We start from the raw sequence: 16,140 nt of genomic DNA on the forward strand, positions 1-16,140 counted from the left end.
GGACCGCTTTCGCTGGACCATATGCGTACATTCCCATTTTTAGGCTGATAGGGGCTTGCCCCTGATAAGTGACGTTAAGTTCGCTTGAAATTAAAACCATCCTCTCTGCTGATGTATCCCAATAGGCAGGTTTTTTTAGCCACTAGTAATTTTGACCTAGATATCGGCATTTGTTTTCCCCGGCTCACCATGCAGAACGGCTATTAGACATTCATCAGGAAAGAAAGGCGGGCAGCTTCCCCACTCGATGTCTTCATCGTCCATTGATGCCGATATTGCTTGTTTTTTGGCATAACCCAACCAAGGCATGACCATAATGGTTGATATGATCAATCAAGTTAAAACGTTTTTTATCGTGACTTCTTACTTTGGGTATCTTTCTGCTGACTCATACATTGTCAAAGGAGGACTGATGACCATGAGACTACGCATGATGCTGTACTCACTCAATTTATGTGTAGCAAGTTATGCAGTTCGGTGACGTTGTGGAGACGGTGTCTATTTAGAGAGACGTTCTTTGCAGGCTTAAACGCGAATAAGTGAGCCATATAGATTAACTGGCATAGAAGATTGGCGATATACACACCAACAAAAAGCCAGTCTTTTGGGACTGGCTCTGTGCTGTAGGGGGAGGGGAGGCTATTTATCCCTGATGTTTTTCTAGAACTTGGGCAATTGCATGATCAAGGTCATCCTGCAGCGACTTAGGTAGACGTGAAAACTCATAAGAGAAATTACGCCCTTTGACTCGCTTGCGAGCAAACATACTTTTGTTACTGAACTGTGCCAGTGTCATCACTTCTGCCTTGTCTTTTTCTTGTTTTGCTTCTGTGATTTTAAGCTCAGCTTTGATAGCGGAAATGATCACGTCTTTCTGATCTTGAGTGGAATATTCAGCCTGAATATTGACAATTTTTTTGCCAATACGGCGGACAAATTCCGTTAAGTTTACATCATCACCACACGCTTTCATCACCTTATCAAGTAAGGTGTAATCTGGGTGGGAGAGGGCATTTACCACAGGGAACAGTTTGACTAGGTTGTCATCAACACTCGCTGCTTTGATGGCTTTGCTCACACCAGCTTGACTGAGCCCAACCTGCGCAGCAATTTCTGCTTGGGTTATGCCCTCATTGGCTTGTTGAATGGCGACACACTGCTTACCAATCTCTCGTAGGTTGTGTTCTTTCGCGGTTTGTAGTTGCTTTGCTAACGCTTTAGCATCCGCAATCGAAATGTCGTCCTGAGTAACCAGAATGCGAAACTCTTTTACGCGACCCTCTTGGAGCAAAAACCACGCTCGGCGACGGGAACCATCTAAAATGTCAAGCTTGCCATCAATCTCACGACCCACTGCTGGGTAAAATTGCTGAAACTCGAGCGAGTTAAGGTCTTGTAGTGATTCTTCAGTTAATAACGACTGATCTCGGCCATTGACATCAAAAGTAACGTAAGTATCGTCGCGAACCTGCTCATACGAGAAGATCACTTCGTTGAAGTGCGCTGACTGACCAGAAGCCAATTGCCACTGCATGCTTTGACCAACTGACTCAATGCCAAATTGTTTTTGTAAGTACTCAGCTGCAGAGCGTCCACTTTTTTCCAACTCATTAGTCAGTTGATGAGTCAAAGAGGTTAGGTTTGATTCCGCTGCTGCTTGTTGCGCTTGAGCTGCGCCAACTGCATTACCAAGAGGGCTACCGCCACGTTTTTTCGCCATTACGCTTGCTCCTGTTCACGCCATACATTCACAATATCACGCAAGATTTGGCTTGTTACCTCGTAACTATTTTGCTGCGCTGATTGGAAAGTCGCCTTGCTTTTTGGGTATTCACTTTTTGACATGTCAAAAACGGTAGAGAGTAGTGAAGAAGCCTGACGAACCGCTTCACTGTGCTTAAATTCTTTTGAATAAATGTACGGTGCAAAGTTGTCATACAAGCTGTTCATCAACTCGGTTGTGGTTGAGCTATCACGATGGTTCGTCAGCATGATTTTCATAAAGTCATAACCTTCGTGGTTGGCATTGGCCAATAGCGCCCATACTTGAGGGATGTAACTAAAGTAGGAACACGTCGCATCAATATCATTTTCTGTAATGGATAATGGGAACACCACACTGGTTGCTGCAAAGTAAGCATTGTAAGTGGCATAGCCAAGCGACGGTGGCGTATCGATAATGATGATGTCAAACTCATCGCGAACCGCATCAATGATATCGCTCAAAATAGAGTAAGGTGAAGCCAACTTGTGGCCGAACACCTGCTCGTGAAACCAACCTTCGATCGCTCGGTCAGTTTGTGATGCGGGTAAAATACGCAGGTTTGGAATAGTGGTCGTAAGGAATGCGTCAGACACTGCTTGATCGAACGTTTCACCTTCATCCAACTCAAAATTGCGCATCATGAGATCGCCAACCGATAGATTGCCTTCCAGCTCGGCTTCCGGCGCATAATACATAGAGAGCGTTGCCTGACCGTCCATATCGATAAGACCGATGCGATACTCTTGGTGAAACTCAGTCGCGAGGCCTGATGCGATGGTTGCGGCGGACACTGTTTTACCCACACCACCTTTTTGGTTTTGAATCACAATCACCTGAAGTTTTTGCACGTCGCTTCGGATGAATTTGCTTTCTTTACGCAACGCTTCTGGTAATAAATCACGCACACGATACATCTCCTCAATATCAATGTTCCATTGAGAGTCTTCATGACGACGTGGATCAATATCGGCTGCAGCGACATACTTGTCTAAGGTTTTTGCGTCGATATCAAGGTATGTTGAGGCTTCTGCGCGAGTAAAGTTACGTAATTCTTTACGATGATTAGCCAAAAGGCGCAGGTTACGGCGCTTGATATAGGCGTCGGCGCCATCTTTTAGCGATTGAAACGTTGTTGTTGTTTGTTGAGTGTCCATATCTTTCTCCACCTCGTAATGGCAATAAGTATATCCCTTATTTTTTGAGTGTGGTAGTTAAAATTGAGGTATAAATGAAAAAATGGGACGTAGATATGTTTGGTCTGTGAGAAAGGAAATTGGGGAGCAGAAAAAACGCAGTGAAGATCATGGCGGAGGGGGATCCCAATAGCCTTCATCTTGGTAGACAAAGGCTATTGTGAGGAGAGTTTACTCGCTGTATGGGGTTGCGCCTTTCGGCACATAAACACCTTCACACTTATCTAAGAATTCTTGCTTACGTGCTTTAGGGTTATAGAACTGCTTATACCAGATACGTGCTTTCATGAACGGACCGTCACTTGGCAAGAATAGACCATTCAGACATGCCGCCTTGTTTGTCCATACTTCAAAGTCTTGAGCAAATGCAAGCTTACTTGCTTCTTGGAATTGACGTGCAGAAATCACATCTTCCACGCTTGCTTTCTCTTTACCGCTTGGCGATTTCACAAGTAGACCATGCCACACATGCACCTTACCGTCGTCAACCGGGGTATGGGCAATCATTAGCACCGACTCGTAGTATCCCGTTAGATCAGAAAGCAACACACCTGGACCATGATAAGTTGTCGTGGTGTGCAGAATAGGGCTAACGCCATCTTCACCAACCAGCGTACGGTGAGGACCACATTGACGCTGAATCGCTTTATAGCCTATAAACTCATTTTCGTATCGTTGTACGGTTGATCCATGAATCGGGCTAAGGTGACCATAATCACAAATGTTATCGATGACTTCCTGAGGGTGCTGCTCTAGCTCGCCTAGGTCATCAAATTTCCATTGAACCCAAGATTCATCATCCCACTGAGGCAGAGAAGGGTGATCCCACTCTGGATCACCATTTTCAGGATCGTGCCAGACCCAGATGGCTCCCATGCTTTCAACCACTGGCCAAGACTTAACACACGCTGTTTTTGGGATCGGGCCGTCATGATAAGGAATATCGTCTACTTTACCATCTGGACCAAAGCGCCATGCGTGGTAAGGACAACGAATACCATCGCCATCGATGTTGGTACCTCCACCATCGATAATTACGTATGACGTGTCATTCTCTGCCGCAAGGTGTGTTTTCATGTGCGGGCAGTAAGCGTCAAGTAGTACGACGCGACCCGTCGCACGACCACGATAGAGAGCGAAATCACGGCCAAAAAATCGAACCGCAAGGGGTTTCGGTTGGTTGATATCCTCAGAAGTCGCGATCATGAACCAGCCACGTGGGAAGGTAAATTCCCCTAGGCGGTAGTCTTCGGTTTTAGCCATGATTTTCTCCTTGTTGATAATTAGGCTCAGTTAGATTCTGTTTTGTGTTAGGCGCACTTGTCGATGTGTGCATGTTGTCGTTCGTTGTCGTGCTGTCTTCGTCTACTGGTCGGTAATAAAAAGACGCGAGTAGATAAAAACAGGAAGAAATCAAGAACAAAGAAAACGTAATAAGAAGTGCGTCAGCCAACCCGTTGTCACCAAAGTAGTCGCTAAGACCACCAGTGATAAGTGGGCCTAGGCCGGCGCCAAACAGAGTTAGGAATAAGTTAAGTAACGCAGCTGCACTCGCACGTTGTGTGGAACCAACAATTTGACTGACTGCCGCATAAGAGAGACTTGGCCACCATGAATTAAAAAACGCAAACAACCCGATGAAGACGAAGCTTGGTGAGATCGCAAACCCCATCAATTCCATGCTCACGTCAGCTGGCCATAGGATCAGTGCGATGCCTGCTGGAAAGCTAAGTAAAATCCCGAGCATTGGGAATAGAATTTGCCAGCGGAAATGTTTTTGCACCAAGCGGTCACAAACGACGCCACTGAATATACTGCCGATACAGGCGCTTACACCACTAGCAATGCCGAATATCAAGCCGGCACTGGCTAAAGACATCTCTTGTGTACGTACCAAATAGGTTGGTGCCCAAATGACATAGCCATAACCCGCCGTTCCGGCTAGTGCACAACCGATGGCTAGCATTAGGAAGCCAGGTGTTTTCACAATAGAGGACAATTGCGAACGCAGTGAATGATGAGGTTGCGCAGTTGTCGGCTGCGATTCTATGTTGCGTTTAGGCTCGACACCGAAAAAGTAGAGTAAAACGGCGAGTAAAATACCTGGTGCACCAAAGACAAAAAATACCGTTCGCCAGCCATATTCTTGTGCGATCCAACCGCCGATGATCATGGCTAATAGCAGACCAAGGTGTGGACCCATCATAAAGATGCTGATCACCAATGAACGGCGATTTTTTGGGTACAGTTCTGAAAGCATTGAAATCGAAGGTGCCATACCTCCGGCTTCACCGACCGCGACGCCCATTCTAGCGAGTAATGCTGTCCAAAAACTTTGCACCGCGCCACACAGCACAGTGGCGATACTCCACAATCCACAGCAAATCGCGACCATGTTACGGCGGTTAACGCCTTTATCAGCGAAATGACTAAGGGGGAGGCTAAGCAGTGAATAAACGGTGGCAAATGCGAGGCCAGAAAGTAGCCCCATCATGGTGTCTGATGCGCCAAATTCTTGTTTAATTGGCTCAATCAGGATCGCAATGACGTTACGGTCAATATAAGAAAATACATAAATCAGAGCGAGGAGCAATAACGTTGTATGGGTACGCCAGTTAACCGTACTCGTAGATGACGGAATCATACTTCTCTCCTATCAGTGAGAAAGCCATCGGGATGCTCCGGTGGCCCTTGTTTAAAACATCGTGCGTGACAACTTACGCATTAAGTCAATGAGAACGAGCCTCATGACATTGAGTCTCTTTGTTGTAGATAGAAGATAGAGAGTTTGTAATTTTAAACATCGTCCTTTTGGACGTATTGCATTCTGCGTATTTTGTTTACATTTTGGTAACGTCTGTTTTTGGGATAAATAAGAGAGGGAGAATTTAGGGTGACAGTTGAACGTTCGGCTCCAGAACATACCAAGTCTCATGCGACTGAACTGAGCTATCCTATGGCTTCTCCATCTGTCGGTGAGCCAACTCTTATCGTACCTGGCGTTTATATAGTCCGTATGCCGATGGATTTGGGGCTCGATCACATAAATATCTATTTGTTAGAAGATTTCGACGGCTGGTATGTCGTAGATACGGGGCTTGCGACCCCAATGGTCAAGAAAATTTGGCGGGAGATTGTCGATAAGTGGTTAGTTAAAAAGCCACTAAAAGGACTAATTTGTACCCACTTTCATTATGATCATGCCAGTTTGGCTAAGTGGATGATGGTAACCTTCGATATTCCTCTTTATATGTCTGCGGGAGAATATTTTTTGATGAGGACGCTAGCGGATTCGAAGAAAAAGCGCGTCAACACGCACTTAAAACCGTTTTATCGTCAGCAAGGCGTACCAGAATCGCTCATTGATAATATCTTGTCCCTGATTGAAATGGATCCATTATCCAGTCTTTATGCCCCAAACTATTGCCGCGTTCGCGAAGGTGATGTGTTTCAGATTGGGGGAAGAGAATGGCATGTTCTCATCGGAGAAGGCCACTCACCAGAACATGTCTGTCTTTATAATGCCACGGATGGTTTATTGATTGCTGGTGATCAACTGCTACCAGAAATCAGCAGTAGCGTATTCGTCAATGAAATTGAGCCCCAAGCTGACCCGTTGCGTGGCTGGTTGGCGTCATTAACGAAATTAAACGGTTTGCCTAGTGATACGATGGTGCTACCCGCTCACGGTGGTGTGTTTTTCGGTCTGCATCAGCGGACTAATGCGATATATGCCCTTCATCAGAGGCGGCTTAAACAAACGCTAGACGTCGTACAAAATAACGGCACATGCCATTTATATGAAATCATGCGTAGCTTGTTTACCAGAGAAATGAGCGCGATGAATACCATGCTCGCGTTAGGTGAGACAGCGGCACACGTGAACTATTTACAATTTGAACAAAAAATAGAAAAACAATTTAGTACAGATGGGGGCGTGATCACATACCGTCCTTTTTATGCTATCGATTCGCTTACATAAAGGAGATTGGTCTATGGAACAGGATGTCCAAATTAGCCAGCTAGTGTCACAACTGACGGCACAAGAGAGCCCATTTGCGTTACAACAGGATAACAAAGGCTTGTTCTCTTATTGCAATGCACCGCAGAGCTTACCGCAGGTGATCGAAACAGCAAGGCGCGAGGATGACTCATGTTTTATGGTTTACCAACAGGACCGCTGGAGCTTCCAACGCTTTTTTGATGAACTCGATCGTCTGGCCAGTTGGATGTTACAACGTGGTATTAAACAGGGCTCGGTCGTCGCTATTGCCTGTCGAAACCGGCCGGAGTGGGCGGTCGCGTTTTGTGCAGCGGCACGTCTCGGAGCGATTCCTGCGCCGTTAAACAGTTTTGGTCGTAAGGAAGAGCTGCAAGCGGCTTTAGAAGATATTCAGCCAGCTGTCCTCGTTTGTGACAAAGACAGATTCGCGCGATTAGACGGTGAGACGGCGGTTGATGACTGCGCGGTTATCGTGATTGATGACAGTGAAAAGCAATATGGTATGGCGATTGATTATCAAGAACTGATTGCTCGAGAGCCTAAGCCACAAGCAGACTTACCAATGCCGTTAGTGGAGAGTGATGACTCTGCTTTGATTTTGTTTACTTCTGGGACGACGAGCCGAGCAAAAGCGGTTGTCTCAAGTCAAAAAGCCGTGTGCCAATCGTTGTTCAATATTGATTTTATCTCGGCGTTATCGGCGATGAGTTCCCCGGATAAAGTAAAGCGGATTGTCGAAAAGGCGAAGCCTGCGGTTATTTTATCTGCCGTCCCTTTGTTCCACGTCAGCGGTTTGCACGCCCAATTTCTAACTGCTTTGCGAAATGGTACCCGTTTGGTATTCATGCATAAGTGGGATACTCAGGTAGCCTATGAGTTGATGAAAAAAGAGGAAGTAACACAATTCAATTGTGCTCCGTCAATGTTATTGCAGCTTTTTAGAGAGCCGCATCCAGATAAAGAAGCCATATTAGAGCAACTATTCGGTTTGGGTTTTGGCGGTGCAGGCGTGCCCGAGTCCCTAATGGAGCATGTTTTTAACGTCATGCCGAATCAGATGATTGGTATTGGTTTCGGTATGACTGAAAGCAATGGCGTTGCATCGGCGGTGTCAGGTGATTTATTCCGTCTAAATCGTGATAGTTCTGGTGTTATTTCACCGATCATGCAGGTAAAAATCGTTGACCCGATTGGTCAAGAACTGCCAGATAACGAAGTTGGGGAAGTGTGGCTGAAAGGGGTATCGGTAATGAAAGAATACCTCGCCAACCCCCTAGGAACTGCTGAAGTGATGCATGACGGTTGGCTCGCTACGGGTGACTTAGGTTACCGCAACGCAGACAACTTCTTATTTATCGTTGGCCGATTAAAAGAGTTGATTAACCGCAATGGCGAAAAAGTGTCTCCGCAAGAAGTGGAGTCTTGTCTCCAGCGTCATCACGCAGTTAAAGAAGCGGCGGTCTTTGGCATTGAAGATGACACCACAGGGGAAGCGGTGATTGCAGTCGTTTCTCTCGCCCCTTACGAACAGATCAGTGAAGCGCAGCTGAGGAGTTTTGTTGGTGAGCACCTTGCCAGCTACAAAGTGCCTTCCCAAATTCATATTTTGCAACGTGAATTGCCGCGAAGTCCGGCAGGCAAGCTATTGCGAAAAGAGATCAAGCGAGAATTCTCAGTGAAGACCGGTGCGCTTCTGGCAACAAACGAGTTTTGATTTGGAAATCGGGTGACCAAAAGGATTACGGATGAAACAGACACAACAAGCAGTATCACCACAGCAACGTTATGATGTGGTGGTGGTAGGCTCGGGGGCGGGCGCAATGTCGACGGCAATTGTTGCCGCAGATAAGGGATTGTCGGTGGTGATGATTGAGAAAACCGATCAATATGGCGGAACATCGGCATTATCAGGCGGGGGCATTTGGATCCCCAATAATGACCACTTTCATGCTAAAGGTGGCGGTGACAGTCGAGAGTTGGCGCTGAAATACTTGCAAGCGTCGACTCAAGGTGAGGTGGACATCAAAAAGCTTGATGCATATTTGGACAATGCCCCACAAATGATTCGTTACCTAGAGCAACATACGCCAGTACGTTATGCAGTAGCGGAAAAATACCCGGATTATTATCCGCACCTCGCAGGCTCACTGCCAGGTGGTCGAACGCTGGATCCGGAGTTATTTGATACCTCTTGCTTAGGCGAAGAAATTCATCACATGCGTAAAGCATCTCGCTCTACGTTGCTGATGGGAAAGATCGCTTGGACCGCTCGTGATGCGCATAAAGCAATGGCGCGAGAGCGAGGATGGCGACTGTTACTCCTACGTCGAATGATGCGTTATCAATTTGACTTCCGCCAACGTAAAAAGGGCAAGCGCGATCGTTTGGCAGGCTTAGGCAGTTCACTGATCGCATCACTGCGAAAAGGCATGCTCGACCGCGATATTCCATTGCTGCTCAATACCGATTTTGAAGATCTCATCATCGAACACGGCCGCGTGACCGGTATCCAAGCGAAACAGTCTGGGCAGCCTACGACATTATGGGCGAATAAAGGCGTGGTATTAGCCAGCGGTGGCTTTGAGCAAAACCAAAAACTCAGAGAAAAGTATCTGGCCACCCCAACGCAAAAATCGTGGAGTGCAACGCCAAAAGACGCTAACTCTGGCGCAGCGTTAGAGGCGGGGATCCGGCACGGTGCCGCCACCGACTTGCTCGATTGGTGTTGGTGGTCTCCGACCTTCTCCGTCCCTCGTGAAGCGGAATCTCGTGGCGTGTTTGCTGAGCGAGCCTTCCCTGGAGCGATCGTGGTTAACGGACTGGGTAAACGTTTTTATAACGAAGCGGCACCATATTTGGAATTTGGCCATGCGATGTACCAAAACAATCAGGAAACTAACGGCAAGACGATTCCTGCTTGGGTCATTTTTGACGCGAAGTTCCGATTCAATTATGCGATGGGCCCATTAATGCCCGGGCAAATCATGCCGGACAGCCGATTGCCAAAAGATTGGAATGAAGACCTGTACTGGAAAGCAGACACCCTCGACGAATTAGCGGCTTTGATCGGTATTGATGGGGATGGGTTAAAGGACACCGTCACCAGAATGAATGAATTTTCGCAGACTGGCGTCGATTCGGACTTTGGCCGAGGCGGCAATGTGTTTGACCGTTACTACGGTGACCTAAACATTAAACCAAATCCATGCTTGGCATCCATCGACAAAGGCCCTTATTACGCCATGAAGCTTCAGGCCGGTGATATCGGCACCAAAGGTGGCTTGGTAACCGATGAGAAAGCGCGAGTGGTTCGCGAAGATCAGACCCATATTGAAGGTTTGTATGCAATAGGCAACTGTTCGGCGTCTGTGATGGGTAAAAGTTACCCAGGCGCAGGGTCAACGCTAGGGCCTGCGATGACATTTGGTTATATCGCGGCTCATGACATTGCCGAGTCAGTCGTCGTGACGAATCCAGTAGAAAACGAACGTACCGTGGCCTAATAACAATCGCATTGATGAAGGATAATTAACATGGATAAATTATCACTTGCTCTTCAGCCAAATACTATTCCGAGCTTAGTGATCGAAGCCGCGGCGAAGTACTCTGATATCACTGCCATTCGTGATGGTGAAGAGTCCATCTCATACGCGGAGTTACCGGAACGAGCTCTTGATGTGACCAAAGGGCTGTTAAACTTAGGAGTGCAGAAAGGCGACCGCGTCGCTGTCTGGGCACCTAATTCCGCACGTTGGATTTTAGCCGCGATCGGTTTGCAGATGGCAGGCGCGGTATTAGTGCCACTTAATACCAGAATGAAAGCCCATGAGGCGCAAGACATTCTCCATCGAAGCGGCGCGAAGGTGTTATTTAGTGTTGGAGACTTTCTTTCAAGTGACTATGCGGCAGAACTTGAGAAAGTGGCACCAAGTTGTCTGGAGAAGATTATCGTCCTGAGTGAAAGACAAGCAGAACCGAATGACAACATGCTCGAATGGGATGCGTTAATTCGCTTGGGCAACACGGTTTCGCAAGAGCGACTTTTCGAGTGCTTACTGTCGCTGGAAAGCAACGACGCTTCCGATCTTATGTTTACCTCTGGTACCACAGGTAAACCAAAAGGCGTGGTCAGTATCCACAGCGCCTGTGTTAACGCTTTCAGAGAGTATGTCCAAGTGCTGGCTCTCAAGCCTGGAGAGCGTTATTTAGTGATTAACCCTTTCTTTCACGCTTTTGGCTACAAAGCTGGCTGGGTCGCGAGTTTGATCGCCGGCGCCACCATTTTACCTGAACAAGTGTTCGATGCCGAGACCGTGTTAAATAGGATTGAATCTGAACGGATTAACATCTTGCCTGGGCCGCCGACATTGTACTTATCTTTGCTTGCTCACCCGAAGCTAGACCGCTACGACCTATCAAGTTTAAGAGTGGCCGTCACGGGCGCGTCGACGATACCTCCGGTTCTGATTGAGTCGATGAGAACCACACTCGGGATAGAAACCGTTACTACTGCGTATGGTCTAACCGAATGCGGCGGGCTAGCCACTATATGTGATCCACTCTCGCCATCAGAAGTGATCGCACAAACCAGTGGCAAAGCGATTGTAGGTACGGAAGTGGCAATTTTAAGCCAACAAGGTCAGGCGTTAGCCCAAGGAGAGGCAGGGGAAGTGTGTATTCGCGGCTTCCATGTCATGAAAGAATACTTTCAAGACCCACACGCCACCGCAGAAACGATTGATGCCGATCAGTGGTTACATACAGGCGATCTTGGTGTGCTTGACCCTGAGGGCAACCTACAGATCACGGGTCGAATCAAAGACATGTTTATTGTTGGTGGTTTTAACTGCTATCCAGCAGAAATTGAAGCAGCGTTGGCAGAGAATCATCAGATAGCCCAGTCTGCCGTCATTGGTGTACCCGATGAGCGAATGGGGGAAGTGGGTTGTGCCTTCATTGTTGTTAAAACAGGATGTGAACTCGACGAAGCTGAACTCATTCGTTGGTCTAGAGAAAGAATGTCGAATTACAAAGTACCTCGTTATGTGCGCTTTGTTGACAGCTTACCGGTCAATGCTTCGAATAAAGTCTTAAAAAACGAACTTGCTCAGCAGTTCAAATCCGAAGTGGCGTTAGGCACTGAATAATCTCGACACCTTGCATATTCAAACGTAATGCGTGCTATTCCAATAGGATGAGCCCTGCTTCTTGACACTCTACACCTGGGTTTATCCTCTTTTTCTTTATAAATAATCACCTTATGGGTGAGGAGGAACTATGACATATGCGGATCAACCACGACTTAGTGGCAAAGTGGCTTTTATTACTGGTGGTGGTAGTGGTATTGGTGCCGCTACGGCTGAGTATTTTGCTCAACAAGGGGCAAAAGTGATCATTTGTGGGCGTACGCCCGAGCCATTGAATGAGGTTGCCGAGCGCATTCAAAAAACAGGCGGGGTTGCAGAGGCGCGAACCTGTGATGTCAGCTGTGAAGCGTCGCTTATTCAGACACTGGAAAGCATACAGAAAGATTATGGTCAGTTAGATATCTTAGTTAATAACGCCATGGCATTTACCTGGGGCGCAATCGAAGAGATGACGACAGAGGATTGGCATGCAAACTTTGCCACATCCGTTGATGGTACTTTTTGGGCAACGCGCTGCGCTATGCGACTGATGAAAGAGAGAGGCGGTGCCATCATTAACCTTTCTTCCATCTGTGGAGAACTCGGAACGGCTTATATGTCGGGCTACAGTGCATCAAAAGCGGCGGTGATCAACTTCTCTCGAGCTGCCGCTGTTGAGGGTGCGCCGTTTGGAATCAGAGTCAACTGCGTGATGCCATCGGTGGTTGAAACCCCGGCAACACAGGGCATGCTATCGGATGAAGAAGCAAAGCAGAAAACAGAAAGACTGATCCCGATGGGGCGTGTCGGGCAGCCACATGAATTGGCCGCTGCGATTGCGTTTCTCGCCAGTGATGAGGCAAGTTACATCACCGGAGTGAACTTACCTGTCGACGGTGGTCGCGCGGCCACGTTAATTACCGCGTTAGATTAGGGACCAACAATGAATAGCCATTTAAAAGACGACGTCATCGAGCGTTCTCCTGATTCTGTCGCCCCATTCTTATTCGAACCGTTATCACTCGGAGAGATTACGCTAAACAACCGTATTGTTATGGCTCCGATGACGCGCAATCGTGCCAACCCGGACGGTTCACCCAGTTCGTTGATGGTTCAGCATTATGCAGAGCGTGCGTCGGCTGGGCTTATTATTGCCGAGGGTACGTGGCCTAGCGTGACTGGCCAGGCCTATTGTCGTCAGCCAGGTATCGAAACCGATGCTCATATCGAGGCATGGCGTAAGGTGACGGATGCGGTTCACCAAAAAGGTGGCAAAATCGTTTTGCAAATTATGCATGCAGGACGTATCGGAAGCCGCTATATCAAACCGCCTAAAGTCGAAACGGTTGCACCTTCTGCCATACAAGCGAAAGGGGAAGTGTATACCGATGCGGCTGGAATGCAGCCATTTGATATGCCAAGAGCGTTATCAACGCAGGAAGTCAAATCTGTGGTTGAAGAGCATCGCCAAGCGGCCATCAATGCCAAGAAAGCGGGTTTTGATGGTGTAGAGCTACACTGTACCAGCGGTTATTTACCTATGCAGTTTTTGTGTAGTGGCACTAACCTCAGAACGGATGAATATGGTGGTACGGCTGAGAATCGTGCTCGTTTTGCTTTTGAATGCTTGCAAGCGATGAGCGATGTATTTGGTCATAGAGTTGGGTTAAGAATCAATCCCGGCAACCAATTCAACGATACGCAGGATCAAGACCCCATTGCCAGCCATAATGCACTATTAAAAGCGTGTCGTAGTTTGAATTTAGCTTACGTGCATGTTATGCGAGCACCAACGACGAGCATTGACGCATTTACTCTGGTAAAAGCGTATTTTTCCGGTGCAGTGATCCTCAATGATGGCTTTAATGCAGAATCTGCCAATCAGGCGATCAAAAATGAGTTGGGCGATGCCGTCTCCTTCGCTCGTCACTTTATTGCTAATCCGGACTTGGTCGAGCGTATTGAGCACAATCAACAGCTGGCCAAGTTTGATCGAGCAACGTTGTACACCGTGGGCGGTGAAGGGTATATAGACTACCCGCCCGTCACGCTAAAAACAGCAAATTAAGGGAGTATAAACATGAAACATCAAGGACAGGTTGTATGGGTAACAGGTGCAGGGCAAGGTATCGGTCAAGCCGTGGCTAAGCAGTTTGCACAGCAAGGTGCCAAAGTTGCGGCCATTGATATTAACGCTTCGGCTGCGCAAGCGGCAGCGGACGCATTGGGTGATAAGGCCATCGGCATCGCGTGTGACGTTTCTGACAGTGGTTCGGTCAGAGACGCGATGGCTATCGTCAAGCAGCAATTAGGCCCGGTTAACGTCGTGATCAACTGCGCCGGCGTTGGCTCCGTTGATGGCTTTGTTGATACCCCTGATGAAAATTGGCAAAAAGTTATCGCGGTTAACTTGACCGGAACCTTCGTCTGCTGCCGAGAGGGGGCGAAAGCGATGTTGGAACAAGGGGGTGGCAGCATCATTAACATATCGAGCACGGCGGCTATGACGGGGGAGGGCCCAAGCCATTACTGCGCTTCTAAAGCTGGAGTCATGGGCTTAACACGCAGTATCGCCAGAGAGCTTGCGCCAAGCGGTATTCGTGTCAATACCATTGTCCCAGGGCCAACCAATACACCGATGATGGCTGACATTCCAGAAGAGTGGACACAACAGATGATCAATGCGATTCCGCTTGGTCGCATGGGAGAAAGCGAAGACATTGCCAAAGTAGCTAGTTTTCTCGCGAGCGACGACGCTGAATTTGTCACCGGACAAAACATTGCCGTCAATGGTGGCATGGCATTTTTGTAAGGAGACTAAGATGGCCTTTTCAGATACAACATTGACTCAGCGAGTTGATCGACTTGAGTCAACAGAGGCAATACGCCAACTCGCCGGAAAGTATGCGTTATCTCTCGACATGCGCGATCTTGACGCGCATGTCGGTTTATTCGCAGAAGACATCAGAGTTGGTAAAGAAAAAGTGGGCCGCGCTCACCTAAAAGCGTGGGTTGACAAAACACTGCGCGAGCAATTTACCGGGACGTCGCATCATATCGGCCAACATATCATTGAATTTGTCGATGATAATCATGCTATTGGCGTGGTGTATTCGAAAAATGAACATGAGACAGGTGCAGAATGGGTGACCATGCAGATGTTATATTGGGATGACTACGAGCGCATTAATGGCGAGTGGTTCTTCCGTCGTCGGTTGCCTTGCTACTGGTACGCCAGTGATCTAAACCACCCACCTATCGGGGATATGAAAATGCGTTGGCCAGGCCGTGCACCATACCATGGCACTTTTCATGATTTGTTTCCTTCTTGGGAAATGTTCTGGCGTAACCGACCAAAAGAAGGCGATTTTCCACAAGTTGCATCACCAGCACCTCTTGATCAGTTTTTGCTGACCATGAGACGCGATGCACCAACGCCACGAATTCGGGTTCGCTAATCCGCTATACTTCCCAGATGTTTTCTTGCTTCAGGAAGGTTAAACAACTGACGTTTCGCGTTGACTTTAAACGTGAAACATCAGTTGATGCTTTTCAGATTGACTCAGGGTTCGTGCTAGGTAAGCTGCTCTAATTGGGGCGTCATCGCTTGTAGCATATCCAATTCATGAGATACACAGGTCAACACCCCCTTTAATTTTTGAGTAGTGGTATAAGATTTTAGGTATCATGCACAATTGATTAAATTGTAGATACCTATGAATATACCAATTAATGACACGCTTGCCTCCAAAGTCTCCTGCTCGAATTGCAAAGCGTGCTGCTGCCGCCTTGAAGTGATGATCATCTCTGACACCGGTGTTCCTGAAGAATTTATCGCTCGTGACAGTTATGGTGGTGAGACGATGAAAAGATTAGCGGATGGCTGGTGTGCCGCTTTAGACAGAGAAACGTATCTGTGTACTATCTATGAAAACAGACCGTGGATATGTCGTGAATTTGAAATGGGCTCTTACGAGTGCGTTGAAGAATGGATAAAATCATAACAAATCCAGCAGATTACTTTTTTGTGAGAATTATATGGTAAGCGTGCCA

Annotated in this window: 13 protein-coding genes; 9 read left to right on the plus strand and 4 right to left on the minus strand. The window is 47.5% G+C overall.

The genetic code is table 11. The annotated features are described in order from the left end of the window. Positions 1–643: 643 nt before the first annotated feature. From ACVA54_RS11995 to ACVA54_RS12010, 4 genes are all read right to left on the minus strand, one after another. A complete protein-coding gene (locus ACVA54_RS11995; protein WP_099079442.1) occupies positions 644–1,720 on the minus strand; it encodes a ParB family protein in 1,077 nt (358 codons plus the stop codon). After that, positions 1,720–2,919: a ParA family protein gene (locus ACVA54_RS12000; protein WP_099079443.1), complete on the minus strand. Its 1,200-nt coding sequence runs from the start codon at positions 2,917–2,919 to the stop codon at positions 1,720–1,722. Before ACVA54_RS12000 ends, ACVA54_RS11995 begins: the two co-directional genes overlap by 1 nt. 210 nt (positions 2,920–3,129) lie before the next feature. Next, positions 3,130–4,221: a Rieske 2Fe-2S domain-containing protein gene (locus ACVA54_RS12005; RefSeq protein ID WP_099079444.1), complete on the minus strand. Its 1,092-nt coding sequence runs from the start codon at positions 4,219–4,221 to the stop codon at positions 3,130–3,132. Then, a complete protein-coding gene (locus ACVA54_RS12010) occupies positions 4,214–5,602 on the minus strand; it encodes a spinster family MFS transporter (RefSeq protein WP_099079445.1) in 1,389 nt (462 codons plus the stop codon). Before ACVA54_RS12010 ends, ACVA54_RS12005 begins: the two co-directional genes overlap by 8 nt. Positions 5,603–5,851: 249 nt before the next feature. Here ACVA54_RS12010 and ACVA54_RS12015 point away from each other — a divergent pair, with 249 nt between their 5' ends. From ACVA54_RS12015 to ACVA54_RS12055, 9 genes are all read left to right on the plus strand, one after another. Continuing rightward, on the plus strand, positions 5,852–6,940 hold the full coding sequence (locus ACVA54_RS12015; RefSeq protein ID WP_143699939.1) for an MBL fold metallo-hydrolase: 1,089 nt from the start codon (positions 5,852–5,854) through the stop codon (positions 6,938–6,940). Positions 6,941–6,953: 13 nt separating this feature from the next. Beyond that, positions 6,954–8,675 carry a class I adenylate-forming enzyme family protein gene (locus ACVA54_RS12020; protein ID WP_119464431.1) on the plus strand — a complete coding sequence of 574 codons (1,722 nt, stop codon included), beginning with the start codon at positions 6,954–6,956 and terminating at the stop codon, positions 8,673–8,675. 31 nt (positions 8,676–8,706) lie between these two features. Further along, entirely contained in the window at positions 8,707–10,464 is a 1,758-nt protein-coding gene (locus ACVA54_RS12025) for an FAD-dependent oxidoreductase (protein WP_119464430.1), read from the plus strand. A 30-nt stretch (positions 10,465–10,494) separates the two neighbouring features. Continuing rightward, a complete protein-coding gene (locus ACVA54_RS12030; RefSeq protein ID WP_446617537.1) occupies positions 10,495–12,108 on the plus strand; it encodes a FadD3 family acyl-CoA ligase in 1,614 nt (537 codons plus the stop codon). Positions 12,109–12,238: 130 nt separating this feature from the next. Then, entirely contained in the window at positions 12,239–13,021 is a 783-nt protein-coding gene (locus ACVA54_RS12035) for an SDR family NAD(P)-dependent oxidoreductase (RefSeq protein ID WP_446619369.1), read from the plus strand. 9 nt (positions 13,022–13,030) lie between these two features. Then, positions 13,031–14,155 carry an alkene reductase gene (locus tag ACVA54_RS12040; RefSeq protein ID WP_446640093.1) on the plus strand — a complete coding sequence of 375 codons (1,125 nt, stop codon included), beginning with the start codon at positions 13,031–13,033 and terminating at the stop codon, positions 14,153–14,155. Between the two features lie 12 nt (positions 14,156–14,167). Further along, entirely contained in the window at positions 14,168–14,899 is a 732-nt protein-coding gene (locus ACVA54_RS12045; RefSeq protein WP_099079452.1) for an SDR family NAD(P)-dependent oxidoreductase, read from the plus strand. A gap of 10 nt (positions 14,900–14,909) precedes the next feature. Then, entirely contained in the window at positions 14,910–15,545 is a 636-nt protein-coding gene (locus ACVA54_RS12050) for a nuclear transport factor 2 family protein (protein WP_099079453.1), read from the plus strand. Positions 15,546–15,803: 258 nt separating this feature from the next. Further along, a complete protein-coding gene (locus ACVA54_RS12055) occupies positions 15,804–16,091 on the plus strand; it encodes a YkgJ family cysteine cluster protein (protein WP_099079454.1) in 288 nt (95 codons plus the stop codon). The last annotated feature ends 49 nt before the right edge of the window (positions 16,092–16,140 follow it).

The sequence above is a fragment of the Vibrio sp. PNB23_22_6 genome (assembly GCF_052877535.1).

Bases quoted from the DNA above. Each gene is read 5' to 3' on its own strand.
- ACVA54_RS12025 (WP_119464430.1), top strand. From the start codon at position 8,707: ATGAAACAGACACAACAAGCAGTATCACCACAGCAACGTTATGATGTG.
- ACVA54_RS12010 (WP_099079445.1), bottom strand. From the start codon at position 5,602: ATGATTCCGTCATCTACGAGTACGGTTAACTGGCGTACCCATACAACG.
- ACVA54_RS12055 (WP_099079454.1), top strand. From the start codon at position 15,804: ATGAATATACCAATTAATGACACGCTTGCCTCCAAAGTCTCCTGCTCG.
- ACVA54_RS12020 (WP_119464431.1), top strand. From the start codon at position 6,954: ATGGAACAGGATGTCCAAATTAGCCAGCTAGTGTCACAACTGACGGCA.
- ACVA54_RS12005 (WP_099079444.1), bottom strand. From the start codon at position 4,221: ATGGCTAAAACCGAAGACTACCGCCTAGGGGAATTTACCTTCCCACGT.
- ACVA54_RS11995 (WP_099079442.1), bottom strand. From the start codon at position 1,720: ATGGCGAAAAAACGTGGCGGTAGCCCTCTTGGTAATGCAGTTGGCGCA.
- ACVA54_RS12000 (WP_099079443.1), bottom strand. From the start codon at position 2,919: ATGGACACTCAACAAACAACAACAACGTTTCAATCGCTAAAAGATGGC.
- ACVA54_RS12050 (WP_099079453.1), top strand. From the start codon at position 14,910: ATGGCCTTTTCAGATACAACATTGACTCAGCGAGTTGATCGACTTGAG.
- ACVA54_RS12030 (WP_446617537.1), top strand. From the start codon at position 10,495: ATGGATAAATTATCACTTGCTCTTCAGCCAAATACTATTCCGAGCTTA.
- ACVA54_RS12045 (WP_099079452.1), top strand. From the start codon at position 14,168: ATGAAACATCAAGGACAGGTTGTATGGGTAACAGGTGCAGGGCAAGGT.
- ACVA54_RS12035 (WP_446619369.1), top strand. From the start codon at position 12,239: ATGACATATGCGGATCAACCACGACTTAGTGGCAAAGTGGCTTTTATT.
- ACVA54_RS12040 (WP_446640093.1), top strand. From the start codon at position 13,031: ATGAATAGCCATTTAAAAGACGACGTCATCGAGCGTTCTCCTGATTCT.